Annotated in this window: 25 protein-coding genes and 1 tRNA gene; 10 read left to right on the forward strand and 16 right to left on the reverse strand. The window is 49.0% G+C overall.

Translation table 11 applies throughout. The features are described 5' to 3' along the window. Positions 1 to 180 precede the first annotated feature (180 nt). The 3 genes from modC to modA are packed head-to-tail and all read right to left on the reverse strand — an operon-like array spanning position 181 to position 2,745. Positions 181 to 1,269, reverse strand: a complete 1,089-nt coding sequence (modC, locus tag J3L11_RS11705; RefSeq protein WP_207571096.1) for a molybdenum ABC transporter ATP-binding protein ModC — start codon at positions 1,267 to 1,269, stop codon at positions 181 to 183. Next, a complete protein-coding gene (gene modB, locus J3L11_RS11710; RefSeq protein ID WP_207571097.1) occupies positions 1,263 to 1,961 on the reverse strand; it encodes a molybdate ABC transporter permease subunit in 699 nt (232 codons plus the stop codon). The genes modC and modB overlap by 7 nt, the downstream gene beginning before the upstream one ends. Positions 1,962 to 1,974: 13 nt before the next feature. Continuing rightward, positions 1,975 to 2,745, reverse strand: coding sequence for a molybdate ABC transporter substrate-binding protein (gene modA, locus J3L11_RS11715; RefSeq protein WP_207571098.1), 771 nt, complete (start codon positions 2,743 to 2,745; stop codon positions 1,975 to 1,977). A 169-nt stretch (positions 2,746 to 2,914) separates the two neighbouring features. On the opposite strand from modA, the gene J3L11_RS11720 reads away from it, so the two are divergent. From J3L11_RS11720 to J3L11_RS11730, 3 genes are all read left to right on the forward strand, one after another. Next, the gene (locus tag J3L11_RS11720; protein ID WP_207571099.1) at positions 2,915 to 3,694 is read left to right on the forward strand and encodes a TOBE domain-containing protein; all 780 of its coding nucleotides are present in this window, start codon (positions 2,915 to 2,917) and stop codon (positions 3,692 to 3,694) included. 23 nt (positions 3,695 to 3,717) lie between these two features. Next, a complete protein-coding gene (gene greB, locus J3L11_RS11725) occupies positions 3,718 to 4,212 on the forward strand; it encodes a transcription elongation factor GreB (RefSeq protein WP_133038949.1) in 495 nt (164 codons plus the stop codon). Between the two features lie 190 nt (positions 4,213 to 4,402). Continuing rightward, on the forward strand, positions 4,403 to 5,419 hold the full coding sequence (locus J3L11_RS11730) for a ribonuclease T (protein ID WP_207571100.1): 1,017 nt from the start codon (positions 4,403 to 4,405) through the stop codon (positions 5,417 to 5,419). On the opposite strand, the gene J3L11_RS11735 is transcribed toward J3L11_RS11730, so the two are convergent. The 5 genes from J3L11_RS11735 to plsB form a co-directional block, all read right to left on the reverse strand. Beyond that, positions 5,416 to 6,192 (reverse strand): VOC family protein, encoded by a 777-nt coding sequence (locus J3L11_RS11735; RefSeq protein WP_207571101.1) that lies wholly within the window; start codon positions 6,190 to 6,192, stop codon positions 5,416 to 5,418. The two genes, J3L11_RS11730 and J3L11_RS11735, sit on opposite strands and share 4 nt — an antisense overlap. A gap of 435 nt (positions 6,193 to 6,627) precedes the next feature. Beyond that, on the reverse strand, positions 6,628 to 7,974 hold the full coding sequence (locus J3L11_RS11740; RefSeq protein WP_207571102.1) for a HEPN domain-containing protein: 1,347 nt from the start codon (positions 7,972 to 7,974) through the stop codon (positions 6,628 to 6,630). A 279-nt stretch (positions 7,975 to 8,253) separates the two neighbouring features. After that, positions 8,254 to 8,327, reverse strand: a tRNA-Gly gene (locus J3L11_RS11745). A gap of 105 nt (positions 8,328 to 8,432) precedes the next feature. Further along, positions 8,433 to 9,680, reverse strand: a complete 1,248-nt coding sequence (mtr, locus tag J3L11_RS11750) for a tryptophan permease (RefSeq protein WP_207571103.1) — start codon at positions 9,678 to 9,680, stop codon at positions 8,433 to 8,435. After that, positions 9,680 to 12,097 carry a glycerol-3-phosphate 1-O-acyltransferase PlsB gene (gene plsB, locus J3L11_RS11755; protein WP_207571104.1) on the reverse strand — a complete coding sequence of 806 codons (2,418 nt, stop codon included), beginning with the start codon at positions 12,095 to 12,097 and terminating at the stop codon, positions 9,680 to 9,682. The genes mtr and plsB overlap by 1 nt, the downstream gene beginning before the upstream one ends. Positions 12,098 to 12,248: 151 nt before the next feature. On the opposite strand from plsB, the gene lexA reads away from it, so the two are divergent. Next, positions 12,249 to 12,869, forward strand: coding sequence for a transcriptional repressor LexA (lexA, locus tag J3L11_RS11760; RefSeq protein ID WP_133038954.1), 621 nt, complete (start codon positions 12,249 to 12,251; stop codon positions 12,867 to 12,869). Beyond that, positions 12,866 to 13,351, forward strand: coding sequence for a SulA-like leucine-rich domain-containing protein (locus tag J3L11_RS11765; RefSeq protein WP_133038955.1), 486 nt, complete (start codon positions 12,866 to 12,868; stop codon positions 13,349 to 13,351). The genes lexA and J3L11_RS11765 overlap by 4 nt, the downstream gene beginning before the upstream one ends. Positions 13,352 to 13,421: 70 nt before the next feature. Here J3L11_RS11765 and J3L11_RS11770 read toward each other — a convergent pair whose 3' ends face one another. From J3L11_RS11770 to J3L11_RS11785, 4 genes are all read right to left on the reverse strand, one after another. Next, the gene (locus tag J3L11_RS11770) at positions 13,422 to 15,143 is read right to left on the reverse strand and encodes a glycosyltransferase family 39 protein (RefSeq protein WP_133038956.1); all 1,722 of its coding nucleotides are present in this window, start codon (positions 15,141 to 15,143) and stop codon (positions 13,422 to 13,424) included. Continuing rightward, positions 15,140 to 15,844, reverse strand: coding sequence for a VTT domain-containing protein (locus tag J3L11_RS11775; RefSeq protein ID WP_207571105.1), 705 nt, complete (start codon positions 15,842 to 15,844; stop codon positions 15,140 to 15,142). The genes J3L11_RS11770 and J3L11_RS11775 overlap by 4 nt, the downstream gene beginning before the upstream one ends. Further along, positions 15,825 to 16,553 carry a glycosyltransferase family 2 protein gene (locus J3L11_RS11780; RefSeq protein WP_207571106.1) on the reverse strand — a complete coding sequence of 243 codons (729 nt, stop codon included), beginning with the start codon at positions 16,551 to 16,553 and terminating at the stop codon, positions 15,825 to 15,827. The genes J3L11_RS11775 and J3L11_RS11780 overlap by 20 nt, the downstream gene beginning before the upstream one ends. 215 nt (positions 16,554 to 16,768) lie before the next feature. After that, positions 16,769 to 17,824 (reverse strand): polysaccharide deacetylase family protein, encoded by a 1,056-nt coding sequence (locus J3L11_RS11785; protein WP_207571107.1) that lies wholly within the window; start codon positions 17,822 to 17,824, stop codon positions 16,769 to 16,771. Between the two features lie 19 nt (positions 17,825 to 17,843). Between J3L11_RS11785 and J3L11_RS11790 the strand changes: the two genes are divergently transcribed. Then, positions 17,844 to 19,205: an MATE family efflux transporter gene (locus J3L11_RS11790; RefSeq protein WP_207571108.1), complete on the forward strand. Its 1,362-nt coding sequence runs from the start codon at positions 17,844 to 17,846 to the stop codon at positions 19,203 to 19,205. Positions 19,206 to 19,258: 53 nt separating this feature from the next. Here J3L11_RS11790 and nfuA read toward each other — a convergent pair whose 3' ends face one another. Together nfuA and J3L11_RS11800 are read right to left on the reverse strand one after the other, a co-directional pair. Beyond that, entirely contained in the window at positions 19,259 to 19,837 is a 579-nt protein-coding gene (gene nfuA / locus J3L11_RS11795) for a Fe-S biogenesis protein NfuA (protein WP_207571109.1), read from the reverse strand. Between the two features lie 142 nt (positions 19,838 to 19,979). Continuing rightward, positions 19,980 to 20,708 (reverse strand): ComF family protein, encoded by a 729-nt coding sequence (locus tag J3L11_RS11800; RefSeq protein WP_207571110.1) that lies wholly within the window; start codon positions 20,706 to 20,708, stop codon positions 19,980 to 19,982. Between the two features lie 24 nt (positions 20,709 to 20,732). On the opposite strand from J3L11_RS11800, the gene bioH reads away from it, so the two are divergent. Together bioH and J3L11_RS11810 are read left to right on the forward strand one after the other, a co-directional pair. Beyond that, the gene (gene bioH, locus J3L11_RS11805) at positions 20,733 to 21,518 is read left to right on the forward strand and encodes a pimeloyl-ACP methyl ester esterase BioH (protein WP_207571111.1); all 786 of its coding nucleotides are present in this window, start codon (positions 20,733 to 20,735) and stop codon (positions 21,516 to 21,518) included. A gap of 37 nt (positions 21,519 to 21,555) precedes the next feature. Then, positions 21,556 to 22,056, forward strand: coding sequence for a hypothetical protein (locus J3L11_RS11810; RefSeq protein ID WP_133038963.1), 501 nt, complete (start codon positions 21,556 to 21,558; stop codon positions 22,054 to 22,056). 49 nt (positions 22,057 to 22,105) lie between these two features. Here the strand turns inward: J3L11_RS11810 and J3L11_RS11815 are convergent, their stop codons facing one another. Together J3L11_RS11815 and J3L11_RS11820 are read right to left on the reverse strand one after the other, a co-directional pair. Next, positions 22,106 to 24,475, reverse strand: coding sequence for a Tex family protein (locus J3L11_RS11815; protein ID WP_207571112.1), 2,370 nt, complete (start codon positions 24,473 to 24,475; stop codon positions 22,106 to 22,108). 163 nt (positions 24,476 to 24,638) lie between these two features. After that, complete coding sequence (locus J3L11_RS11820; protein WP_207571113.1) at positions 24,639 to 25,202, reverse strand: NapC/NirT family cytochrome c; 564 nt, start codon at positions 25,200 to 25,202, stop codon at positions 24,639 to 24,641. A 332-nt stretch (positions 25,203 to 25,534) separates the two neighbouring features. Here J3L11_RS11820 and J3L11_RS11825 point away from each other — a divergent pair, with 332 nt between their 5' ends. Then, positions 25,535 to 25,903: a hypothetical protein gene (locus J3L11_RS11825; RefSeq protein ID WP_133038966.1), complete on the forward strand. Its 369-nt coding sequence runs from the start codon at positions 25,535 to 25,537 to the stop codon at positions 25,901 to 25,903. Between the two features lie 75 nt (positions 25,904 to 25,978). Then, positions 25,979 to 26,428 (forward strand): DUF2057 family protein, encoded by a 450-nt coding sequence (locus tag J3L11_RS11830; RefSeq protein WP_165900111.1) that lies wholly within the window; start codon positions 25,979 to 25,981, stop codon positions 26,426 to 26,428. The last annotated feature ends 98 nt before the right edge of the window (positions 26,429 to 26,526 follow it).

Raw genomic sequence — 26,526 nt, forward strand, 5'->3', positions numbered from 1 at the left:
AAACGGAAGGCCGAACGGCATCATAAGGCCTGATTTTGCACCATAGTAACCGAAAAGTGGAAAGTCAGGCCAAAATTTAGCGGTTAAAGCCGCAAAAAACTACCCAAGACTTTGTAACAGGAATTTTAAGCCAGCTACGCCAAAGCTCGTTCATTTTATTCAGGTTTTGGTGATAGAGGTCTAAGAATGAGCTAAATCGGCCTCAGTCAGACTGACCCCTTTAATTTGTGCATACATGGCACACCCCGGCTTCAGTGCCAGCTCGTCCAGTGACCAACGGGTAATATTTGCCCACAATGGCATGCCTGACAGTTGTAATCGCAGCTGCACATAGTTGCTGTCGTCTGACGTATTAATCTGCTCTACCGTTACTGGCAGCACATTGCGAATGCTGCTGCCCACTGGCTTTTCGGTACACACAGACACCTGATTGCTATGAATGCGCACCCGGATCCGCTCGCCTTGTTCACGCAGCGTCCGATTAACCCAGAGGCTGGCACCGTTTGCTAACTGCAGCCGGGTCATCGCGTAATCGGGATGTGTTTCTGCCACCGTTGCTAGCAACAACGAGCTTTGCTCTTGCGGACTCAGCCAAGGCCTTAATTCTGAACTGTCCCATACCTGCTCTAGTGGACCGCAGATCACCGCCTTGCCCTGATCGATCACTAACATCTGGTCGGCCAATTGCAGAATTTCATCCAGACTGTGGCTGACATAGACGATGGGCAGATTTAGCTCTCGGGTTAACCGTTGTAAATAGGGTAATAACTCGCGTTTACGCGGTAAATCCAGCGAAGCTAAGGGCTCATCCATCAGCAGAATCTCTGGATTTGTCAGCAACGCCCGGCCAATAGCCACACGTTGTTTTTCACCGCCGGACAGGCTCGCAGGGTAACGCTCCAACAACTGTTCCAGCCCTAGCAACTGCACCACGCTATCAAACTGCTTTGCCGATTTGCTGCCTTTACGACCATAGTTCAGATTGCCGCGCACCCGATAATGCGGGAACAACCGAGCATCCTGAAACACAAAGCCAGCATTGCGTTTCTCCGGTGGCAAATTAATGTGTTTATCCGAGTGGTAAAGCCAGCGCTCCCCCAGCCTGATTTCACCGCTGTCTGGCGCAGCTAATCCGCCGAGGATATTCACCAATGAAGTTTTACCGGCCCCACTGCGCCCAAAAACAGCGCTAACACCTTGCAACGGCAAAGCCACATCAACATCCAGCAAAGTCTCACCCAACTGCCGTTTTACCTTAACACTCAGCATTGTCCGTGAGCCCTCTGCTGTGCCCTTTTACTCAACCATTGCGACGCCACTAACGACAACAATGAAATGACAATGGCGATAACACACAAACGCCCGGCTTGCGCTTCCGCGCCCGGGGTTTCAATAAACGAATACATGGCTAAGGGGATTGTGCGCGTTTCGCCGGGAATGTTTGACACAAAAGTGATAGTGGAGCCAAATTCGCCCAAACTGCGGGCAAAGGCCAGTACCATGCCCGATACAATGCCCGGCGCGGTTAACGGTAAACTGATGGTAAAGAATACCCGTAGTTTACCGGCTCCTAAGGTCTGGGCCGCTTCCTCTAGCCGAGTATCCACGGCTTCGAATGCCTGTCGAATCGCTCTGACCATCAACGGAAACGATACCACCGCCGCTGCTAATGCCGCACCGCGCCAGCTAAACGCAAAGCTGATGCCAAAGGTCTCGTATAGCCAGTGCCCTATCCAACCCGCGCGCCCCATGGAGATCAACAATAGATAACCGACAACCACAGGCGGCAACACTAGGGGTAAATGGATCACCCCATCCAGCAAAGATTTACCAGGAAAATCAAACCGAGCGAGCACCCAAGCGATGAAAATCCCTGCCGGCAGACTGCAACAGACTGCCGTCAGGGACACTTTCAGGCTAAGTAGCAATGCGGCGACTTCATACTCTGTCAGTAACGCCAAACGTCAATGCCTTTTACTTGATAATAAAACCATATTTAACAAACACGGCTTTAGCTGCGTCTGTTTGCAGATAATCATAGAACGCCTTGGCCGCTGCTGACGGTTTGCTGTTGACCAGTGCCAACGGATAAGCAATCGGCTTATGACTGGTTTCTGGGAAGACAGCCAGCGTTTTGACCTCATTAGAAACCAACGCATCGGTGGCATACACAATACCCAATTGCGCTTCACCACGTTCTACCAGTGCTAACGCGGCACGGACATTGTTAGCCCGGGCTAACAATGGCTCTGCTTGCGCCCACAGTCCCAAATTTTCCAACGATTCTTTAGCATAACGGCCCGCAGGTACGTGATCTGGATCCCCTACCGCTATACGGCTATCGGCAACTGCCGCTTTCACGTCCCAAGAGGCAGAAATGCTAACGTCCTTGGCTGTGCTACTCTTAGGCGCAATCAGCACCAGCGCATTATGTAACAAAGTGACGCGACTGTTGCTGTCTACCGCCTTGTTTTCAACCAGATAATCCATCCATTTTTGGTTTGCAGACAGGAACAACTCCGCTGGCGCACCTTGGGCAATCTGCCGCGCCAACGTCGAGGATGAAGCAAACGAAAACACAGTTTCAGTACCGTGTTCTTTATCGAAGTTCTGACCAATATCTGTCAGAGCATTAGTTAATGAGGCAGCCGCAAACACTGTCACTTTTTCTTTGGCACTGACACCAAAGCTCAATACCAGCCCCAACGCCGAGGCCAGCAACACACGCATCAGTGATTTCATCATTTTCCCTTTTTTTATGAAGCCGAAGTTAGGATACTGCGTAAAACGTATATCGTTATATACATCACTACATAACGTTAAACAACTCATTCCACAAGTTTCGTGATCCGAGGTGGTTTTTCAGTCAGCTTTGAACGAAAATACCGCTAACATTTGGCTGGTAATCACTGCGATGAATCTTAAAGCCCTGCTGACACTGAATGATCAACAAAAGCTGTTTGCGAATCCGCGGCGTATCAAGCTGTTATTACAAATCCGGGATAGCGGCTCCATCAGTCAAGGCGCTCGCGAAGCGGGAATTAGCTATAAGGCCGCCTGGGATGCCGTCAACGATATGAACCAGCAAGCCGATGCCGCACTGGTGACGAGTGAAAAAGGCGGCAAAGGCGGCGGCGGTGCGCAGCTCACGCCTTTTGGCCATCGGTTGCTGAAAGTGTATGAACTGATGGAACAGATGCAAGATATGGCGCTGGAAGCCTTACTGGATGAGGCGGTACCCATGGATAATCTGTTGGAGCTGATGGCACATTTCTCATTAAAAACCAGTGCTCGCAATCAGTTAACCGGAGAGATAGTCGCCTTACAAGGTGATACACTCAGCGATAATGTGCTGGTGCAACTGACCAATGGTCAGCAAGTGCAGGCCGCTATCACCCATGCCAGCACTGATCGTCTGGGATTGCAACCAGGTAAAAAAGTGTTGTTACTTGTAAAAGCCCCAGCGGTGTTGATCCATAAACACGCCGTGACTCATGGCAATTGTCTGCAAGGACAGCTACTGGATATCAAGCGCAATGACGACAAAAGTGAAATCACGCTGGATATTGGTAATGGTGAGAAGGTGTACGCGTCGGTGACTAACGATACACTTACCGGCATTGAACTGCAGTTGGGCGATTATTTTTATGCTGGCTTCAGTCCAGAAAATACCATCATCGCGACAATGAATTAGCGGGAGCACAAAAAGTTACCTCAATGAACAATGCACCTCTTATCACCCGTAAGGGATGGGAAGCTCTTGACCGGGAACTGAAATACCTCTGGAAGCAATATCGTCCAGAAATTACCCTGAAAGTTCAAGAAGCTGCCGCGCAAGGCGATCGTTCTGAAAATGCTGATTACACCTATAACAAGCGTTTATTACGGCAGATTGATCGCCGGGTGCGGTACTTGGCCAAACGTCTTGATGAACTGAGTATTGTGGACTACTCCCCGAAGCAGGAAGGAAAGGTATATTTCGGTGCCTGGGTAGAGCTGGAAAACGATGAAGGAACTGTAGTCAGATACCGCATTGTAGGTAAAGACGAGATTGATACCAAGAAAGGTTACATCACCATTGATTCGCCAATGGCTCGAGCGTTAATTGGCAAACAGGTGGATGACGAGGTAAGAGTTCAGACACCGTCTGGGCTCAAAGAGTGGTATATCAATGCCATTCAGTATCAACCTTTTACAGCCGAAGAGGAGTGATGCCGTAACTACAGCGCAATCTGCAGCGACTGCTTTCAGTAACGCCGCAAGACCAAGATTGCGCCCGCTATCAGAACCACCGAAATACCGTTACCGTAAAATCAGTGCCCGCTGTTTACGGAGTTATAAATTTAAGGCAAATCAAAATATTAATTGGCTTTATCAGTTACTTGAAATCAGGATTTCACGAATGCCAAGCACTGAATATCGTTTTAATCTGGGCGGCATGGTTAAAACAATATTGGGAATTATCCTGCTGTTTACTTTCAGCCACAGCAGTCTGGCGGCCCCTGTCGATGACGGGACATTTGTGGCCGACCGTTCCTGTCCGTTATATCAATCCAAAAATAAACACACCAATCCGGGTAACCTGCGCAGCACCCCAGGACAGGCGTTTGTGGTTAAAGAGGTGCTGGGGACTCCCAACCCCCACTGGTTCCGAGTGACTACGACGGAACCACAGGCACCACTGCGCTGGATAGCCGCAGAATGCGGTCATCTGACAACCCCGGCCCCCGAAGCTATAGCAACAAACGGTAGCTGCGACTTGCAACAGAGTTTTGACGGCCAAGTGCTGGCACTCTCTTGGCAAAGCGCTTTTTGCGAGTTACGTGGTAGCAATAAACCAGAATGCAAAACCCTAGATCGTAAAAGTTATGCCGCAGGACACTTTACCCTGCACGGCCTGTGGCCTAACAAAAGCAGCTGTGGCAGCAATTATGGCTACTGTGGCGATGTGAAACAGCAACCCCGTAATTTTTGTGATTATCCGGCGCTGCAGTTAACCGAACAGACATCCACCGCGCTGAAACAACTGATGCCAAGCTATGCGTTTGGTAGTTGTCTGGAGCGACACGAATGGTGGAAACATGGTAGTTGTCGCGACACGCAGCCAGACAACTACTACCAGTTGGCAATTCGCCTGGCCGGACAGGTTAATGATGCGGCACCGATAGTGAGTTTCATCAATGCGCATTTGGGCGGTACAGTGAAAAAGCAGGATTTTCTGCATGCTTGGAAACGGGCATTTGGCGAAGGTAGTGAACATAAACTGACATTAAAATGCGATAAGGATATGCTCACCGAAATTCGCCTGTCATTGCCAGCGACCATTGCTGATGGCGCAACGTTGCCCCAGCTATTGCAACAAGCGGCAACGGTGCGTCCCGGTAATTGTGGCCGCAAATTCCGTATTGACCGGCCTTAAAGCACTGGCGACAAGCGGATTACAGAAAATACCGCACCAGTGCAATCTTTAAGTACGGCAAAACGCCCTACTTCGGGAATGTCAGTGGGAGGCACACAAACGTCGCCTCCCAGCGCTACCGCCTGTGCCGCCGTCGCATCACAGTCCTCCACCGCAAAATACAGCATCCAGTGGGGTGGGGTATCGCCCCATTGTTCATCCATCTGCATCATGCCACCAAGACTAGCATCGCCCAATTGCCATTCGGTATAGTCAAAGTCTGGATTACTGCTGATCCTAACCTGCCAACCAAAGATCTGAGGATAAAAATCCCGTGCCGTTTTGGCACTACAGCAAGCCAACTCAACCCAGCATAAACTGTTAACCTCATCAAAGCGCTTCGCGCCCGGATGAGCCCCGGCCTGCCAGACTGCGAAGCTGACGCCCTCTGGATCAGCAAACAGAGCCATACGGCCAGCATCAGCAACATCATGAGGCCCTATCAGTAACTGACCACCAGCCATTTGCACAGCGTTGATGGTTGCATCCACATCATCAACAGCAAAATAGCAGGTCCAGTGACTGGGCATATGCTGTTGTTGCGGTGCTAACGGATAAATGGCGCCGATATCATCACCATGCAAGCGACTCATGGAGTAACATCCTTCCGGCAGCGGCATATCCAGATAATCCCAGCCAAATAACTGCTGGTAAAAATGCTTCGCCTGCTCGCTATTACTGCTGGCCAACTCACTCCAGCAAGGTTGCCCATGTTGATACTTTGTGATTTTCATCGTTGCCGTCCTGATTCTCGCCGCTGAGCTTTTATTAAAGCAGAAGATAGCAACAGTGCACGTGACGGATTGATGAATAGCGTTAACGGAAAAAACGAATTGAATTGGAGCAAGTAACGAGAATCACTCGGCTTCCAACTGCCAGAACTTGGGTTTCTAAAGTCTGTTTCGAAGTACTCACGCTACAAAAAGCCCCTTTCTATATAAACCCTTCACCCCATTTAGGATCATTTAACACTGCATCATCAGTAACTGGTATCGTAAAATCTACTTTAGTGATTATTGATACTACTTTTGAACGAACAACACTGGAGTCATTAAGCTAATGTTTTTCGATACCATCACATGCTTTTTCGGTGGGATTTTAAAATTCTCAAATTTCGACTCACAACGAATGGGTAACGCGCTAAATACTCAAGCTTCCTTTCAAGGCACTTATGGTATTCGGTTTTTAATATCATCAATAAACGCTGGAAGTTTGTTCTTAAAGCCAGTAGCCGTTAGACCAAATAAACTGAAGTAACAGATGGCATTTATCAAGGTTCCAGAACACAACCTTACATAGTCAAAATTCAAAGTATTTTTGAATGGCTCACCATGCACAATATCAGAACGAGCGCCATACAACAGGCCTGAATAGGCATATACATCCCCATCTATGCTAGGTTGTGCCAGATTCAAGTCCTTTACACGAGACTTAAATGTCTCTGTAGTGTCATGTTCTTTGAAATTTACTAATGTCTCTATAGAGGTAACAATTTTCTGGATTCGTTGCAGTTCATTGCTTTCAGAAACAGAATCTCCAAACCAAATCAATGAACGTTCAATCAACTCTAAGACATTGGCCTCCTTAAAGTTAGGGATAAGTAGCAATTCAGGAATATTCAGGACAACGTGAAACACTAGATTGGGGTCATCTTTACTTTTTGCCAGTTCGTCCCAAAACTCCTCAATTTTACGGTCAAGGAAGGTCGTTGTCCTAGAACTATCAAGTTGACCACCAACCTCACCAAACCTATAAAAATCGAACATATGAAATCCAGTATCTATGGACGAAATTATCGGTACACCACCGCCAAACAAACCTGCAGACAATAGCTTTAGGGAGTTGCACATAGCTAGCATAGACCTCTTAGCTAATGTCTTTGAAAGCTCAAGACTGCATTTGCAGGGAACAGTAACCTCAATGTAAAAATTACACCCAAATAACCTTGTCCTTTTGTAACTCTCTAGCTCTTGATTAACTAACTCGTTTGGGTCGATAGATATCATCTGAATGTTTTTAGTGAGTCTCATCTCTCTAGCCCCCTGAAAGGCTTTTACAGGGAACTGAAAACGAAATCGCTTAAAACCTGTTTTAAAGACATGTAGCCTCTTTTCGAAAATAACCGAAAGCTTTTTGAAGTAATCCTCCCCCTCGGTGCTCTTGTCGAGAAAATGAGTATTTATAAGCTCGTAAGCACAATCCTTAACTATTGTGTTCAATTCCCAATCAAGACACTTAATATCATTCGTTTTATGAAGTATCTCAGATAAGCCAGCAATTAAGCTCTCGGTTAACTTCGTCCCATAGAGCTGAGGTACATGCGGTTCATCGTTTTTACGTCTAGTAGCAATATCTTCCCTCATGTCCTCTGGTGCATCTATTGTCGAAAAAATTAAGCCGTCTTGCCTAGTCTCCTCAAAATAGGCTTTGTGGTCTTCACACCACAACAGATGCGTTCTACCAAACTCTTCAAGAAGGGCTTCAAACTTCCTTTTAAAGGTTCCTGTAAATTCCATATATCCCCTAATCTTAAAATTCCACTAATCACTTAACGTCATAAAGCAACATCACAGAAATTAACTTTACCTGATGATAACAATTTAATGCTTCGACACGGGCATATTGATAGCGCTGCGGGATGAATACTCTCGATAGATAAGAAATTGGAACAAATTTGAGAGGACACCTATACCTTTAGAGGTGTTTTAAAAGCAGACCAATGACTAGCTTATGACTAAAAAATGACTAAATCTGAATTTCATCCTATGATAACGTGTTGATTTTAATAAGATGTATGGAGCGGGTGAAGGGAATCGAACCCTCGTATGCAGCTTGGGAAGCTGCCGTTCTACCATTGAACTACACCCGCAGAAGATATGACTGCCTCAGCAGTGGCACCATAAATTACTGACTTTAGAAGTAAAGTCAAGCAGCTTGCAGTGGCTCTGACTGTCACGGCAAACAACCGCTCAAATTATCCCCGAAATTGCGGCAAAATATCGGCCAGAGCCAATAGATGGCACACGGCGGTGAGGACACCAAACGCTATCACCAGTGCTATCAGCGGCGTGCCGCCAGGCACTTGGAAGCGTTTTGCCTCAGCAAACATCTGCCGCGAACGATAGGCCATCAGTGCTGGCACAATCACCGCCCAGATCGTTGCAGCCAATGCAGCAAAACCAATCGCCACCAAAAAACCGTTGGGAAACAACACCCCCATAATGGCAGGCGGCAAGAAAGTGACGGCCGCGGTTTTGATTCGGCCATTATGGCTATCATCAAAACCAAATAGATCCGCGACATAGTCAAACAACCCCAAGGTAACCCCTAGAAAAGAGGAAGCGACTGCTAGGTTGGCAAACAGTGTTAGCAGGGAGTCCAATAAACTGGAAGGCATGGTTTTCCCCAACGCTTCCACCAGCACCCCCATATTGCCCCCCTGCGCAATGATCTCACTGAAATTGCTGCGTGACAGGTTGCCCATGGTTGCAACCAACCAGCCGAGATAGATAACCAAAGCGACAAAAGTACCAATAAACAATGCTTTGACAATCAATGCTGGGCGATGCCCATAGTATTTGACCAACGATGGGACATTGCCATGATAACCAAAACTGGCAAGACCGAATGGAATGGCGGCCCAGATGTAAGGGGTAAACTGTTGCGGTCCATCAGGTTGCCACAATTTTACGCTGTCCACGCCGCTAAACAGGTGACCGATGGCCAGCAAGAAGCTGATCACCATGCCACCAATCATAATCGACGTAACCCGGTCTACCGCTTTGGTACTGATAAAAACAATGACGGCCAGTACCAATGCAAACAACAGCGCGGCAGCACTTTGCGGTAAGCTGACATCGGCCCCCGCCAGATAATGATTGACGATGGAGCCACCACCACTGATATAGGCATACGTGAGGATATAGAGCACAAAAGCGATTGAGGCACCGTTGACTACCCGCCAAAACTGCCCGAGGGTTTTTCGCGTCAGCGTATCGAAACTGGCCCCCGGTTCGAAATGCAGGTTAGTTTCCAGCAACAACAGTCCCGACATCAACATGCAGAACCACACCACCAACAGCATCAGCACCGAATAGCCAAACCACATACCCGCGCTGACAACCGGCAGCGAGAACATACCGGCACCAACAGTCGTACCGGCGATGATCATTGCCCCACCGAGCAACGAGGGAGCTTTGCCGCTGACATCCTTTGTGTTCATCAAGACTCCTGTCTGCTCTGGATACTATCTTCTATGGTTTGACGGATCTCCGGCCGCAGCAGCAGATTGCTGTAATCTCGCATCTGATGAATAGCCGATTGATTGTCAGAACCGCACAAATACCCCAGTTCCTTCAAACGGATACTGAGAATGGCATATAATTTTTTATCGTAAAATTCAGGCGCGGTAATACCGTGCAAAGCGCCCAAACGACTGGCCAGCAAATGACTTTCACTTTCCAGATCGCCGCGCTCAATGTCTGGACGTGCTGATAACAGGTTAAAAATAATGGCATAACGCTGCAAAGTTTCACTCATGGTTTCCGCCAGCAGCCCTAAGGCATTCACGCCGCTCTGGCTAACCACTAATTCTGGCGAGATATAACCCGCATGTTCAAACCGTTGCAGCATCTGTTCTATATAAGCCGTCAATGTTCTTTGCCCCATAAACAGCTCTGCCTGCAGCAGCGCATAGAACTTTGCCACCACGGTTGAGAGTTGTTCACGATTGCAGTGTTCCAGATTCAACAAGCAGCTCGCCAGTAATGCGGGCACGGCAAACAGATGCAGCACATTGTTGCGGTAGTAGGTCATGGTAATAGCGACTTTTTCATCAATGGAAACAATATCGCCCAAGCCGTCGTTATCCAGACAAAACTTGTTGAGTTCTATCCCCTGCCGCAATAGCTCGCGACCGTCACCCTCGGCCACAGAAGCAAAATTTGTGTACGGCACTTGATGTAACAGATCCAGATAAAAATCCAGCTGTTTTTCCAATTGCTGCCGTTCCAATGCGTGTTGTTTGGTCGACAACAGCACCAGACTGATCAATGACACAGCGGTAGCCGCTGCCGCATCGTTAATATGAGTCATGACGCTGGTCGCCAGATTGTTTACTGCGGGAGTTAGCCAGACGGGTTTCTGCTCTAGATCCTGTGTCACGCTTTCACGCCAACCGGGCGCATATGTAGAGAGGAAGTTCTGTAGATTAATTGGCTCACCAAAATTCACATAGACCCGGCCAAAGTTCCCCAGCTTGCGCACCGCGCCGAGCACTTGCCATACCGATTCTTTCTGTTTTTTACGGCCACTGAGTTCCTTAAGATAGGTCGCCACTTCCATCACATGGTCATACCCCAGATATACCGGCACCAAGGTTACTGGCCGGTCAATCCCCCGCAGCACCGAGTTCACTGTCATCGCTAACATACCGGTCTTGGGCGACAGCAGCCGGCCAGTGCGAGAACGACCACCTTCGGTGAAATACTCCACGGAATAACCTTTGGCGAACAGCTGATCGAGATATTCCTTAAACACCGCGGTATACAATTTATTACCATTAAAGCTGCGACGAATAAAAAACGCGCCACCACGGCGGAACAATGGCCCTGCTGGCCAAAAATTAAGATTGATACCCGCGGCGATGTGCGGTGGCACCATGCCTTCGAAATACAATAGATAGGACAGCAACAAATAGTCCATATGGCTACGATGGCACGGCACATAAACGATTTCATGACCATCATGATGCAACTGCCGCACATGCTCAGCACCGCGAATCGAGATACCACGATACAGCTTGTGCCACAGCAGTGTCAGTAACCGCTTGGAAATGCGGATCAGACCATCTGAGTAGTCGGCCGCGATCTCTTCTAGATAGGCCTCCGCTTGCGCGCGGGCTTCCGCCTCTGGAATTTTCTTACTGCTGGCTTCTTCCTGAATCGCTTCGGTCAGATGGGCTGACTGTAATAGATCCGCAAATAATGCCTGCCGATTAGGGAGAACCGGCCCTGTCATCACTTTTCGCTGACGACTGAAATGAACTCTCGCCACCCGTGACAACTTATGTGCTATCGCTTTGTCAGTACCATGCTGGTCGGCCATCCAACGTAGGGACACCGCATTGGAAAACTGCACAAAGTTGTCGCGCCCCAAAAACAGAATCATCAGAAATTTGCGTAACCAGGTCGGACTCTCCCGCTCAAAAACGGCGGCGCGCATAGAATCATCTTCTTTACCGGGTGTTCGCCCCCAGTACAAACTTACGGGGACCAACTGAATGTCCAGCGAAGTATCAGCCTGGTGTAAATTCAGCAGCAGCGTGAAGCTGTTGAGAAATGGCATATCATCTTTACGGGCCCCCAGCAGTGGTTTGGCACCTTCCAGACACACAACTCGAGGTAGTTGCACGTCAGCCACTTGCATGGGTTCGTAAGGACTAGGCAAGCCCAGCTTATCGGTAACGTCCGCCAGTGCGGCAATATCGCTTTGCGATTCCGTTTTCATCACATAAGCCATGGGCTTTGATGGATCCAGATTCAGATCAGTGAATGGATCCTGCGGTACAACCACTGAGTGCACCAGTTGCCGCTGCAACCAACGCAGAGATGTACGCCAGAGAGAGTCTTGTTTGGACATCGTTTGTATAGAATCTAAACCTCAGTCAATAGCGTTGTAGAATACCAGAATAAACCAACCCTTAGCCAACAGTCTGATAACTGGTTAATACTTGCGCTACCCAAAATACTGTATATACTAACAGTTACTGTATGGAAAAACAGGAATCGACATGAGACCGCTGACACCACGACAGGCGCAAATCCTGGAGCTGATTAAGAACAATATTGCCGAAACTGGCATGCCACCAACCCGTGCTGAAATTGCTAGTCGGCTTGGCTTCAAAAGTGCAAACGCCGCCGAAGAACATCTGAAGGCGTTAGCCAAAAAAGGCTGCATTGAAATTATGCCGGGCACATCACGCGGTATTCGTTTGCCAATGGACGAAGACAATACAGAAGAACTGGGATTACCGTTGATCGGCCAAGTGGCTGCAGGCGAGCCCATTCTCGCGCAAGAACATGTCGAGCAGTACTATCAGGTAGATCCGGCTATGTTTCATCCCAGTGCAGATTTTCTGCTACGCGTTCGGGGTGACAGTATGAAGAACATTGGCATTCTAGAAGGCGATTTGCTGGCAGTACACAAAGTACAAGATGCCCGTAATGGCCAAGTGGTGGTGGCCAGAGTCGAAGACGATGTCACAGTAAAACGCTTTGAAAAGAAAGGTAATATTGTACTTTTACACCCTGAAAATGACGATTATCAGCCGATCAGAGTGGATCTTACACAACAGCCATTGACCATTGAAGGTCTGGCCGTAGGTGTCATCCGTAATGGAGATTGGCTATGAGTATACTGATGGGTAATGCTCCCAGCCATCCAGGGCTATGGCAGGAAACCGTATATGCAACAAGTACCCCGTGGCAACGTACTGGCATATCCAATCTAGCAACGCGCACTTTGGGACGACAGGAACTACAGCAGTTGAGTGCACAATTGGCCCAACTGAGCCAACAAGGCCGCTGGATTGTATTGATTAATCCAGAAAACAACATAGGTTACAAAGCGTTGCTAGCTCGTGCCGGCGTGAGAATGGACAGAGTGTTGCAAGTACGCGCCCGCGATGAAGTTGAAGCGTTGTGGGCAATGGAGAAAGCACTGACTAGTGGCACCTCTAGTGCCGTGATCAGTTGGGTCGAACAGTTAGATCATAAAGACAAACGTCGGTTGCAATTGGTGGCGAAAAGTGCGCGCGCCATGGGTTTTGTACTGGAGACCAACGCTAGCACAGAAACGACTGACTCACTTCCCAAACTGCAAGCCGTTCACTAACCTCCTGCCCTATTCCATACTGGCAATAAAAAACGCAGCTTATGCTGCGTTTTTTATTATGTGCATTTCACTATTCACGCATCCATTGTCCCGGACGCTCGGTATGATAAACCTCTACCTGTTCCGGCTCAGGACAACTCGCATTCATAGCATCAGGTCCTAACAGATACCAATCTTCTCGGTGAGCGGTTCCCATGTTGCGACCTTTGCTCATATCAAAGCATTGCAACTTATCACCACCAGGTACCAACAGGTAGTGCTGAGTCCCCTGCTGCATCCACCGCCAAGCATTACGCTCCTGCTCTGCAACCGGAGCCAGATAGCTGAAATGGGTGATATCCAGCGGCGAAAACAGAATAAATTGTTCCTTGAAATGGATAAGCCCAAGTTGGGCATCCGTCCCAATCACCTCGGCGGTATGCTGCAATACCGCTTTGGGCGTTCTTACGGAATCCAGTAACAGGTAGCCCCAACTGGCATACAGCACCCATCCAATAAAGGTCATTACGCCAGCTCGTATCAATGAAAATGAGCGACGAGTTACCAGTAATACCAGAGCAAACAGCAACCCCATGCTCAGCAGAAAGTATCCGAACCGCGCGAGGTTGTCGGTGTAGTCGGCAAGCTTGTCCAGTAACCATGGTGATTCTGCTACCGCCAAGCCACCAAGTACTAAAGTCACTACGGTGACCAGCCACATCAGACCAGTCACTAACCATTCAAACCAACGCCGCTGACCAACCCCCTGTAACGCAGCAGCTATCGCCAACGACGCCATAGGTAAGGCCGGTAGAATATACAGATTACGCTTACCAGGGCTGATACTGAAAAACACTATCACCAACGCGACCCACAGCAACAGAATAGCAATTTGCGGATCTGACTTTAGGCGTGAGACAAATGTTTTCCAGTGTGCAATTGCCAAAAAGGGCAACGGGAACCACAACCAAGGGATAACGCTAACAATAAAGAAGTACCACGGTTTGATGTGATGCCAAGCATTGGCATAACGGTGACCAGTTTGCTTGAACAGAATATTATTCATATAGGCGGTGTACTCTGGAGAGCCATTGTGTAACACCGTCAATACCATAGGCACTAGCCAAGCGGCGATGACCGCCAGCATCACTAATGGCCCAAGTGCGGCCTTCCATTTCCAGCTCGGCAAATACAGCTTCTGACGCCAAGCGTAAACAGCCAGCGGTATCAACATCAACAGCGGTAGAAAACCCACGCCTTTGGTAATGACACCGAGCCCCATAAATGCCCAAGAGACAAAATACCAGCGCCAGTTTGGCCCCACCATAAAATGGCGAACTAACCCATAACAACCGACCGTGATCCAGCACATCACCATCGCATCTATTTGGGCATTTTTAGTTTGCACCAGAAATTGCGGCACCAACATCAGCAATAAGGCGGCGTTGCGACCGGTACGCACATTCCACAGTCTGGCCCCGAGATCAAACACCAACATCACGGTTAATAAGCCACACAATGCATTGGGTAGTAGAAATGCCAGTTTGAGATTGCCAAGGAGTAGATAGCACAGCGCAATCGCCCACATGAACACTGGTGGTTTATCAGGATAGAATTCACCGCCACGGCTAGGGAACAGCCACTGCCCGTTGGAGACCATCTCACGCGCGGCTTCCACAAATCTTGGTTCATCTGCAGGCCAGGGAGAGCGGAAACCAATGCCCAACAACATCACCACCAGTGTCAGCCAGAACAATGCCCAGAACACTCGGCGATAATCATCCGAATCAAACGGTTTTAACAGGAAATTCATTGCGCGGTCTCTTCATCTTCGGAAATCAGTTCGTCCACCTGCCGCTGCAAGCGACTGCGATACAGGTAAGCGCCGATAATGCTGGAAATCAAAAACAGTGCGATACTGATGATCAATTGCACATGATCAGACAGACCAAGTCCGGCTCCGGCATAAGCAAATATCAACATCTGCGGCAGATAACCTATGGCACTTCCCAGCAAAAAACCGCGTGCGGGGACATGGGTGGCGCCAGCAAACAGATTGGTTAACAGGTTACTACCCACCGGCAATAATCGGATCATCAGAACTTTAAGCCAAGTATTGCGGATAACCAACGCTTCAAACTTCAGCAGTTTACGCCCAAAGCGTTTTTGCAAACTCGTGCGAAAAGTCAGGCGCGCCACATAAAAACTCATAACACAACCCACTAATGCGGCTAATGTTGAGTACAATGCGCCTTGCCAGCCACCGATAGCGAAGCCAAATACAAAGGCAATCACCTGCCGAGGCCCACCCACCGCAGTAAATAAGCCACCGGCGACCAACAATAATCCCCAGCCATAAAGGCCATGAGATTTTACAAAGCGAGCAACCCAATTACTGTCAGTGAGGTGCTCAAACCAGCCTTCTTTTACGGCCCAAGTCAGCAACAACAAGATAAGTACGACAACGCCGGCTTTTGCCAAGCGTTTGAGACCATTATGACTGGTTGGTGTCAACGCGTTCTATCTCCGCAATTTTGGCACGACGGATCAGCCACATGACGCCAAGGATGTCAACAATGCCGACCCACATCCGGTTCCATGCCGTATATTTAGACACGCCGACACCACGATCTCGGTGATTCACCACCGAAATGAATACCTCACCGCCCAAACGTCGCACTAACGCCGGGATATAGCGATGCATATGGTTGAAATAAGGTAGCCGTAAAAAGGTCTCACGAGGGAACAGCTTCAAGCCGCAGCCAGTGTCTGGGACGCCATCATGCAGCATGGCATCGCGGACTTTATTGGCAAAGCGCGATTGAAAACGCTTCCAAGCGGTGTCTTTACGATTTTTGCGATAACCGGCAATACAGAAATGCTCAGCAGTAATACGTTCTGTTAACTTTAACATTGCGGGAATATCAGCCGGATCGTTTTGCCCGTCTGCATCCAGAGTAACAATGTACTTACCGGACGCATGACGCACACCGGTGCAAACTGCAGTGCTCTGACCGGTGCTATGGCGATGAACAATTGCCTTGGCAAGACAACCATTTTTATTGGCGGTGTCAATCACTTCCTGAGCAGTGCCGTCACTGCTGCCATCATCCACCACCAGGATCTCAAATTCAGTCAAGCCCTGCAGTGACTGACAAATTTCATCCATCAGCGGCCCAATATTGCCTGCTTCATCTTTGGCCGGTATTACTACTGAAATCAAAAAGTTGCTCCTGACCCTCATTGCGGGTATCTGCGCTTCCACTGATAAGCTTAAAGGCCATTTATTAGCGGAATATTATGATCCGCATATGATGCCTAAAACTCATGGCACGGAGCAAGTACTAAGCCTCGATACTATCTCGGTTTTATGACGCTTTTCCGATAATTGCGGCAACTTACTCTGATTACTCTCTGCATGGCTAATCAGACACGCCATTATTCAACCAGCCATTGTCCTCGATCATCTGGACGCACCCACGCCTGAGAAAACCAATAAAAACCACTGCCATGCTTGCTCGGGACGGTGCAGTTGTAACGAGAGCGCCCCGCTGGCAGCGGCTTATCCGCCTGGATCTGGAAGCTGTCATTACTGGTCCATTCGGGCTTTACCGCGTCCTGACCCGGTAAGTAACAAAGCAGCTGCGCCGGGTTAATATCCTGCATATCCAACGTCACCTGTAATGTCGGCCGCCAACGGCCATCACGGAGTTCTGGATCAGTGGGGAAACTGCTGATCACCGGCATATTGCGTGCTTGCAGTTTGACCTGCAGTGACGCCATATTGGCGTATACGCCCGCGACCGGGAACCGAGGTAATGCCGTTAGCGATGAATAGGGACCAGCGGCACCAGATTGTTGACCAAAGCCAACATACCCCAATTCTGACAATAACTGCTGTAGTGCAGCGTTATATTCACCATACGGATATGCCAGCATTTTCACATCCTGTCCGGTTTTGGCGAGTAACTCGGCTTCGGTGTCCAGCAGGTTCTGCTTCACCCGCGCCAACCATTGCGCTTCCGTTTCACCTGCCAGTTTACGGATCAGATGTTCATGCCCATAACTGTGATTGGCAATCGTTACACCATCGTCGGCTAGCTGCCGTAGCTGCTGCCAACTCATCATTTCACTGTAACCTTTGGCCGTTGGCGTAACAGATACAAATAGCGTGTAGGGGAAACCAAACGACTTGAGGATAGGACGTGCTGTTTCAAAAATGCTGCGGTAGCCGTCATCAAAGGTAATGGCGACCGTTTTTGCCGGTAGTTCCTGCTTGCTTTTTATTGCTTGCACGACATCAGCTAACGGCACAACACGAAAGTCATTGTCTGCGAGATATTGCATCTGCTGCTTGAATTGTGCCGGCGTTACACTGGTCACTTTAGGTGTAGTTTCAGAGACATGGTGGTACTGTAAAATAATTGCCGCCCAACTGCACTGTGTTGTCAGCAGCAATGCCAGAGTGAATAACACACGTAAACCACACAACATTACCAACCTCCGGAGAGTTATGAGCTTCAGCCCGTTTGACCGGCAAAAAAACCAACGCTTGTGGGCGTTGGCACTACCCATGATCCTGTCCAATATCACCGTTCCCTTGTTGGGGCTGGTGGATACCGCCGTCATTGGTCACCTAAGCAATGCCTGGTTTCTCGGCGGTGTGGCACTTGGGTCCACTATTATAACATTGCTGTTCTGGTTGTTGGGATTTCTGCGCATGGCAACCACCGGATTGACAGCGCAGGCCTTCGGGGCAGCTGACAGCAGCAAACAACAACTGCTGCTACTGCAATCTGGTTTACTGGCACTTAGCTTAGGTATTGTGCTGTTGTTACTGCAAAACCCGATTTGGGCAGTGGCGGATTATCTGAACAACGCTAGCACTGAAGTGGTAACCCAGGCCAAAAGTTACTTTTTGATCCGCATCTGGTCTGCACCCTTTGCACTGCTCAACTTGGTGTTGTTGGGTTGGCTACTGGGGCGACAACGACCAAGAGCCGCCATGTGGCAGCTGATTATCGCCAATATTGCCAATATTTTTTTGGATCTGTGGCTGGTTCTTGGCCTAGATCTCGGCGTCGCTGGTGCGGCGCTGGCATCAGTCGCGGCGGATATCATTGCCTGTGCGGTGGCTCTTTATGTGGTACTAAAAGAGTTCCGACTGATGCCAGTAGTCAAACTCAACACCTTATTAGAACAGTTGCACCTGCAAGGCTTCATGCAATTGTTAAAGCTCAACCGCGATATCTTTATCCGCAGCTTATGTTTGCAAGGCACCTTTGCTTTTATGACATTCAAAGGCGCTGGCATCAGTGACCAAACAGTTGCCGCCAATGCGGTATTACTGAATCTGCTGTTACTGATCGCCTACGCGTTAGATGGCATTGCCTATTATGCTGAAGCAGAAGTAGGCCAAGCCTGTGGTAAAGGGCAAGACCAAGCAGTGAAAGCTGCAGTAACACTGGCATTTAGTTGGTCGCTACTGGCAGCATGCGGTTTTTGTGTGCTGTTTTTTGCGGCAGGGCAACCGTTGATAGGGCTACTAACAGATATCAGCAGCGTGCGAGAAACGGCAGACAACTATCTGCCCTGGTTAGCCCTAATGCCCTTGTTGGCGTTCGGCTGCTATCTGTTTGACGGTGTCTACATAGGTGCCGCCAATGGGGCGGTGATGCGCAACAGTATGCTGGTGGCTACGCTGGGCTGTTTTTTGCCAGTATGGTGGTTATTACAGCCATTCGGCAATCATGGATTATGGGCGGCGCTCAGCTGTTTTATGTTAGCACGCAGCCTGACACTGGGCGGCCACTATTGGCTTAACCGCAATCACTTTACTCGCGGTAAAAGCCATGTCACAGCGAGCCTAACTTAGCATCACCCAAAAAAATGGTGCCATCAGGCACCATTCTCCACGAAACCCAACTTTTACTGGTATGAGTGTGAGCCGTGTTGATGTTCAGTCACATCCTGAACCCCAGTCAACTCGCCAGAGAAACGTTCCAGCATCTGAGTTTCGATACCATCTTTCAGGGTAACATCGACCATAGAACATCCATTACAACCGCCGCCGAATTGCAACACTGCAATACCATCATCGGTGATCTCCACCAGCATGATATGACCACCATGGCTGGCTAATTGTGGATTGATTTCAGATTGGATCAGATATTCCACCCGATCACGTAGTGGCGCATCGTCTGCCACTTTACGCATCTTAGCATTTGGCGCTTTCAGCGTTAGCTGCGAACCGAGCTGATCGGTCACTAGGTCGATACTCGCATCTTCCAAAAATGGCGCGCTTTTTTCATCCACCATGGCTTTAAAACCATTGAACTCCAGTTCAATATCATCGCTTTCAATCGCGTCTGGTGGGCAGTAAGACACGCCACACTCAGCTTGGGCGGTACCAGGGCTGATAACAAATACGCGGATGTTGGTACCTTGCGGTTGGTCAGCCAACAGTTTGACAAAGTGGGCCTGTGCTGATTCGGAAATACTAATCATGAAAAACCTGCTCCGTCAGGATAAACCTGAGTGAATTGGTAAGAATTAGGCTAATGATACTCCTGATAACGCTGGCTTTGTAGTCCCTTTAATCTCAGGTTTTATTTTTCCCGTTGAGCTTTGAACTATCCTGGCATCTTGATCACATTCCAGGAGCTTCTGCCCGAGCCAGACACCACACCTGCAGATCTGGCGTCCAGGGCGCTAGTGTCCTGGCAATTTCGTCAACCGTGGTGCCGGTGGTGACCACATCATCAATTAAGGCGATACGTTGATAAGGCAGTGCCGCTTTCAGTACAAAAGCGCCGCGCAGATTACGCCGGCGCGCTTGACCATCCAGTCCAGCCTGCGGCACGGTTGCCACCACTCGCTGCAATAGACTATCGTCCACCGGCAGCTGTAGTTGTTGCCCCAGCATATTGGCAATCATCCACGCTTGATTGAAGCCTCGTTCGCGTATTCTTTGCGGATGCAAAGGCACCGGTAGTAGCACCTGGGGTAACGCAATAATGTTATGGGAAACCAACGTTGATACGCTATCTGCCAAAGCCCGTACCAAGGGGGGTAATGCAGTAAATTGCGCCTGATATTTTATCCTAGGAATTAAAGGCCCCAGCAGCGAGTGGTAACTCGCTGGCGCGACCACGGGTACGGGCTGCGATGTTAAGCAATCGCCGCAATAACGTTGTAACGTTTGCAGCGGTCGGCCACACCCGAGACAAACTGGGCAGGGATAAAGACAGGCTTGCAGACAAGTTTTACAGATACCGGACCCAGGCGGACACAGCTGTTGATGACACAACAGACAACGATTAGGTAAACTGGCGATTAATGCGCGGCATCCTGCCACTAATGAGTCAAAGATATTCACTGTGTTGTATTCAGGCCGTAAATCATGACATCTTCCTTGTTTTATCACGTTTCTGGAGACGGCCAGCCACTGGTGTGGCTGCATGGTTGGGGCGTCAATGGCAGTATTTTTCTGCCTACAGTAGCGCAACTTCCCCAGTATAGAAGCTACTGTGTTGATCTGCCGGGTTTTGGTGACAGCCAACCACAGCCGGGAACCCTGGATGACTGGGCAGAGCGGCTGTTCGAGCAGCTGCCAACTAACGCTATTTGGCTCGGTTGGTCGCTCGGCGGGCTAGTCGCCACCCGTATCGCTCAGCGTTGGCCACAACAAGTACGCGGTTTAGTCACCATTGCATCCTCCCCCCGCTTTATGGCGCAAGCAACACCGCCTTGGCCTGGCATCGCTGCAGCGGTAATGCAGCAGTTTGCTGAGCAATTACAGCAGGATTTACAACGGACGGTAGAAAGATTCCTAGCACTGCAGGCCATGGGCAGCGCCACTGCCCGGGATGATATTCGCCATATCAAAGAGTTGGTTTTATCAAAACCGCAGCCCGATGCCTTGGCCTTGGCTCAGGGATTAAACATGCTGCAACAGGTTGACTTGCGCAGCGATCTATCACTGATAACGCTGCCGTGGCTAAGACTTTGGGGGAAACTTGACGGTTTAGTGCCGAGGAAGATAGCGACCCTGTTGCCGCAAACGCCACAATCGCAGGATATTCTCCTACCGAAGGCGTCTCATGCCCCTTTCATTTCGCATTCTGAGGATTTTTTATACAATTTGCGTAGTTGGCTGCAAATAAAGGGGTTTAATTCTGGACAATAGTTGCCTACAATTTGTGCAATAACCGAAAGGAATTGCCATGCAACTTGTTTCTAACTACCCACAAGTTCCACTTGCCACCAGCAACCCGGCGACTGATGCCGCAAGGGTTGAGGGGCAGCAACGGCCTCCGGTTATTCCGCCGCAGCAACCAGCGAAGGGCCATGAAGAACGCGCCTTTAACCCACAAAACGAACGTACGGCCGATACCGCCCAGCAAAATGCGCGTTTAGCCTCACAAGTGCATGAACGGCAACAGCAATCTAACCAGCAGCAACAGCAACAAAACTCTCAAGAACAGAAACAGCAAGGCAAATCCTTGTTTGCCGCCATGCTGGTTAAGCCCGCATTAGATAGAAAAGATATTCGTAACGCGGTAAATACACCAACGGCTCAGGCAGCCCAACAACAGGATAAGCAACAACATCCCCTGCCTGGACAATCCGATGATTTCTACCGTGATCTCGGCAGTCGCATCGGTGACTATTACCGGCAGCAAACATCGCCGGCATCCGCCGCAAGCCTTGACGCAAAAGCCTAGCTAACCATGAATAACCCGGGGTAATCCCCGGTTTATTCATCATAGCTACTTATTTCTTCAACTTGGCAAATGCCTCCGCAAACGCATTTCCCATAGCCGCATTCGTCGGTTTTGTTTTTTCCTGCGGCTTGTTATGAGGTTGTGGTTTACTGTGCTTAGTGTCTGTTCTAGCTGCCGCTGGTTTAGCCGTAGCTTTAGTCGCAGGTTTCGATGACACTGACTTAGGCTGCTCAGGCTTTTCATCAAGCCGCATCGTTAAACTGATGCGTTTGCGCGGAACATCAACATCCAGCACTTTCACTTTTACCACATCGCCAGCTTTCACCACGGTATGGGGATCGCTGACAAATTTATCCGTAAGCGATGAGATGTGTACCAATCCGTCCTGATGTACCCCAATATCGACAAAAGCGCCAAAATTGGTCACGTTGGTAACTACGCCTTCAAGCACCATTTCGGGCTGCAGATCGGTTATCGCTTCCACCCCATCTTTAAAATGTGCGGTTTTGAATTCACCGCGGGGATCACGCCCGGGTTTATCCAGCTCTTTCAGGATATCCGTGATTGTCGGTAAACCAAATTCCGCGGTAATGAAATCGGCAGGGTTCAAGCTCGCTAATAGCGTGGAGTTACCTATCATCTGAGTCAGCGGTGTATTTTTAGCGCGAGAGATATTTTCCACCAGCATATAGGCTTCTGGGTGCACCGCAGATTCATCCAATGGATTATCACCGCCGTGAATTCGTAGAAAGCCCGCCGCCTGTTCAAACGCCTTCGGCCCGAGCCGTGGTACTTTTAATAAGGTCTTACGATCATTAAAACGGCCATTTTCATCGCGGTAATCAACAATATTTTTTGCCAGCGTGCGATTGAGCCCCGCCACCTGACTTAGCAGTGGCACCGAGGCCATATTGACATCCACGCCGACACTGTTAACACAGTCTTCCACCACGGCTTCTAGCGATGTGGACAACTGACTCTGACTCACATCATGCTGATACTGTCCCACACCAATGGACTTAGGCTCAATCTTCACCAACTCGGCCAACGGATCCTGCAATCGTCGGGCAATGGACACAGCTCCGCGTAGCGAGACATCCAAATCTGGAAACTCGTTGGCCGCTAACTCAGACGCAGAATAAACCGAAGCCCCCGCTTCACTCACCACCACTTTAGTGAGTCTTGGTTGCTGCTCTTTAACCGCCGCAATCACATCTGCGGCCAGTTTGTCGGTTTCTCTGGAAGCGGTGCCGTTACCGATGGCAATCAGTTCAACCTGATGCATATTGACCAGGGTTGCCAGCGTTCTAACTGATTTATCCCATTGGTTTTGCGGTGCATGAGGGAAAATGGTGGTATGCGCCACCAGCTTACCGGTATCGTTTACCACCGCCACTTTCACGCCGGTACGCAATCCGGGATCGAGCCCCATCGTTGCCTTGGCCCCCGCTGGCGGTGCCATCAGCAGATCACCAAGATTGCGCGCAAATACCTTGATGGCCTCAGCTTCAGCAGCCTCACGCATCTGGGCAATGAATTCAGTTTCCATCTGCAGCGCAATTTTGATGCGCCAAGTTGCGGTCACAACGGTTCTTAGCCAGCGATCAATTGCGGTGTCAGACAGTTGCCAACCCAGATGGTCAGTGATGATCTGCTCGCAATAGCTGCCCTCTTTGGCTTCACTCCCCGGATCGGCATTTAACGCCAACGCCAGCACGCCTTCATTGCGACCGCGTAGCATCGCCAGCGCCCGATGTGATGGAACTTGGCTGATAGGTTCGGCGTGGGCGAAATAGTCGCGGAATTTGGCACCTTCCTGCTCTTTACCACTGACCACTTTGCTTTCCAGTAACGCATGTTCTGCCAGATGATGGCGTACTTTAGCTAACAAATCCGCATCTTCAGCAAAACGTTCCATCAGGATATAACGTGCACCGTCCAACACGGACTTCTCATCAGTAAAGCCGGTGTCAGCGTTAAGGTATTGGGCTGCCTCGCGTTCAGGCTCAACACTGGCGTCACCAATCGCTGCCAGCAACTGTTCAGCCAATGGTGCAATTCCCGCTTCGATGGCTATCTGGCCTTTGGTACGACGCTTAGGTTTGAAGGGTAAGTAGAGGTCTTCGAGGCGCGTCTTGGTGTCAGCGTCATGAAGTGCTTTGGCCAATTCGGGGGTCAACTTGCCTTGTTCGTCAATCGACTTGAGGATGACCTCTCGCCGCTCGTTCAGTTCTCGCAGATAGCCCAAACGGCTGAACAGCGTTCGCAATTGGGTATCATCCAAACCACCAGTCACTTCTTTACGATAACGGGCAATAAACGGAACCGTAGCACCTTCATCCAGCAGCGTGATAGTCGCTGCGACCTGCTGCTCGCGAACATCCAGTTCCTGAGCAATGAGTTGAGCAATATTGTGCATAAATCCAACAATTAGTTTGTTGATTAACGATAAATGCGCCAACGATACCACAGAGTTCAACAAAGTTTTATGGCTTGTTTATCGCAGATAACAGAGTGTTGGTGGCGCCACATAAAAAAAAGCCGGTGCGCTGCACCGGCTTTCAATGAAGAGCAATAATCGCTTAGCCCTTAGGATAGACGTGAGCTACGCCCTTGTGGCAATCCACACAAGTCTTACGCTTATCAGGCTCTTTCTGGAAATTCATGGTATGCATTCTTACAGCAATCTTCTTCATGGATTCCGGCTGGTTCTGATAAATACGAGTATGACAGTGCTGACAGTTAGCAGAATCATTCGCACGGAAGTATTCCAGTGCTTTGTCAGCCTGTTCTTTACGATGTTCATCCAACCATGCCTGAGTGTTGAAACCGTCGATAGTCAGGAAACCATACAGGTCCTTGGATACCACGATTTTTTTCATCAGATACTTGATTGGACTGTGTGGCAGATGGCAGTCCTGACACTGTACAGTGAAACCATGTTCATTGCCGCCGTGGGCTGAAGCGAGCACTTCATCTTTTAATGAATGGTTGCTGTGACAAGTCATACAGAATGCATCAGAGCTTGTTGCATGTAATGTTTGCTGTGTTGCAAAGTAACCTATCACACCGACGACGATACCGACGACCAACAGTGACAGGATGGAATACTTTGCGCTGGGTTTGAATAGTGCACGCCAATTCATCACTCTTCTCCAATAAATACTTTATTTTAATAATTGGGCTGACTCTTTATCCGGTTCGGATTATAAACCAACTTTCTTTAATTAATCTGACCTAAATAAGCTAAAATGCGACAGACCTCTAACTCTACAATGTTAACTTAGCTAATTTAGTAAGTAGGTGCTACTGCTTACTTTTTTGCTTATGCCAATTATCTGCATGCCTACCTTAAGCGAAAAATTATTCAGTGATCTTGCTCAAACAATCACCCTTTAAGATTTATTTTTTATACATGAAACCTTTTTGAGTTTAGAACATCTTAAGCATGGGCTTAAAAAATAATTTGAAGGATTGCATGCGAAATCTGCTGCTGACATTTACCGTGCTAGTAATGCTGTTAAGTCAGGCGGTTGCGCCTAGACTCGCGGCAGCTATGCCGATGTCACAGCATGTTGCAACCCAATCAGTCAGTAACGCTATTAACGCGAGCGAACCTTATTCTTGTTGCTCGGGTAACATCGCCTGTCAGCACTGTGATATGAGTGTTGAACACTGTAACCAGATGAATAATTGTCTGAATCACTGTAGTCATTTGGCATCAGTTATCACACTTCTGCCGCAAACCACCAAGATGTCTGCATCCAGTGACGTCATTTTACATAAAGGTTGGAGCAGCCAGACCACGACTCTCGGTGTGCAAACGCCACCGCCCGATAGTCTGTAACATTCAATCGCAAAACCTTAGGCAATTTGCCTACACCAAATGATTGTTGTTTACAGAAATATCTGGAGTCACATTATGTTCTCAAAAACTGCTTTCGCAGCACTTAGCGCTGCTATATTTTCTAGCTACTTGTTCGTTATCCCACAGACTCTGGCAGCCCAGGTCACTGTCCCGGCATCATTACAAGTTCTTGATATTGATGGCCAGCCACAAAACGCCGCTCATACCGATTTACAGCTATCGAACGGCACGCACGTCTTGGTGGTTCGCTACCGCGATCTGTTTGCTGATAGTGCCGATGATTCAGGTGCTTGGGTAACGTCCGAACCTTTGTATTTAAATCTTGCCATAAAAGACCAGCAACCTGTTCAACTACACATACCGGTAATTGATGATGCCAGTGCAGCTAAGACTTATCTCCATCAACCGTACTTAACCGTAGGCACAGCAAACGGCCATACTGACCAGTTGCCGCTACGGACACAAGCCAGCGTGATTGCCGAGCTGTTATCCGCCCAACGCTAATAGTCAGGAGGCTTGGCGTTGCATGGTTCTGAGTTACTTGATGAAATTCAAATAACTGTGAATTTCATCAAGGTAGCTATATGCTGACATGGTATGAT

Source organism: Shewanella sp. 4t3-1-2LB (assembly GCF_017368415.1).
In the GTDB taxonomy this organism is placed as follows: Bacteria; Pseudomonadota; Gammaproteobacteria; order Enterobacterales; family Shewanellaceae; genus Shewanella; species Shewanella fodinae.

Bases quoted from the DNA above. Each gene is read 5' to 3' on its own strand.
- modC (WP_207571096.1), bottom strand. From the start codon at position 1,269: ATGCTGAGTGTTAAGGTAAAACGGCAGTTGGGTGAGACTTTGCTGGAT.
- modA (WP_207571098.1), bottom strand. From the start codon at position 2,745: ATGATGAAATCACTGATGCGTGTGTTGCTGGCCTCGGCGTTGGGGCTG.
- J3L11_RS11720 (WP_207571099.1), top strand. From the start codon at position 2,915: ATGAATCTTAAAGCCCTGCTGACACTGAATGATCAACAAAAGCTGTTT.
- greB (WP_133038949.1), top strand. From the start codon at position 3,718: ATGAACAATGCACCTCTTATCACCCGTAAGGGATGGGAAGCTCTTGAC.
- J3L11_RS11730 (WP_207571100.1), top strand. From the start codon at position 4,403: ATGCCAAGCACTGAATATCGTTTTAATCTGGGCGGCATGGTTAAAACA.
- J3L11_RS11735 (WP_207571101.1), bottom strand. From the start codon at position 6,192: ATGAAAATCACAAAGTATCAACATGGGCAACCTTGCTGGAGTGAGTTG.
- J3L11_RS11740 (WP_207571102.1), bottom strand. From the start codon at position 7,974: ATGGAATTTACAGGAACCTTTAAAAGGAAGTTTGAAGCCCTTCTTGAA.
- mtr (WP_207571103.1), bottom strand. From the start codon at position 9,680: ATGAACACAAAGGATGTCAGCGGCAAAGCTCCCTCGTTGCTCGGTGGG.
- plsB (WP_207571104.1), bottom strand. From the start codon at position 12,097: ATGTCCAAACAAGACTCTCTCTGGCGTACATCTCTGCGTTGGTTGCAG.
- lexA (WP_133038954.1), top strand. From the start codon at position 12,249: ATGAGACCGCTGACACCACGACAGGCGCAAATCCTGGAGCTGATTAAG.
- J3L11_RS11765 (WP_133038955.1), top strand. From the start codon at position 12,866: ATGAGTATACTGATGGGTAATGCTCCCAGCCATCCAGGGCTATGGCAG.
- J3L11_RS11770 (WP_133038956.1), bottom strand. From the start codon at position 15,143: ATGAATTTCCTGTTAAAACCGTTTGATTCGGATGATTATCGCCGAGTG.
- J3L11_RS11785 (WP_207571107.1), bottom strand. From the start codon at position 17,824: ATGTTGTGTGGTTTACGTGTGTTATTCACTCTGGCATTGCTGCTGACA.
- J3L11_RS11790 (WP_207571108.1), top strand. From the start codon at position 17,844: ATGAGCTTCAGCCCGTTTGACCGGCAAAAAAACCAACGCTTGTGGGCG.
- nfuA (WP_207571109.1), bottom strand. From the start codon at position 19,837: ATGATTAGTATTTCCGAATCAGCACAGGCCCACTTTGTCAAACTGTTG.
- bioH (WP_207571111.1), top strand. From the start codon at position 20,733: ATGACATCTTCCTTGTTTTATCACGTTTCTGGAGACGGCCAGCCACTG.
- J3L11_RS11810 (WP_133038963.1), top strand. From the start codon at position 21,556: ATGCAACTTGTTTCTAACTACCCACAAGTTCCACTTGCCACCAGCAAC.
- J3L11_RS11815 (WP_207571112.1), bottom strand. From the start codon at position 24,475: ATGCACAATATTGCTCAACTCATTGCTCAGGAACTGGATGTTCGCGAG.
- J3L11_RS11820 (WP_207571113.1), bottom strand. From the start codon at position 25,202: ATGAATTGGCGTGCACTATTCAAACCCAGCGCAAAGTATTCCATCCTG.
- J3L11_RS11825 (WP_133038966.1), top strand. From the start codon at position 25,535: ATGCGAAATCTGCTGCTGACATTTACCGTGCTAGTAATGCTGTTAAGT.
- J3L11_RS11830 (WP_165900111.1), top strand. From the start codon at position 25,979: ATGTTCTCAAAAACTGCTTTCGCAGCACTTAGCGCTGCTATATTTTCT.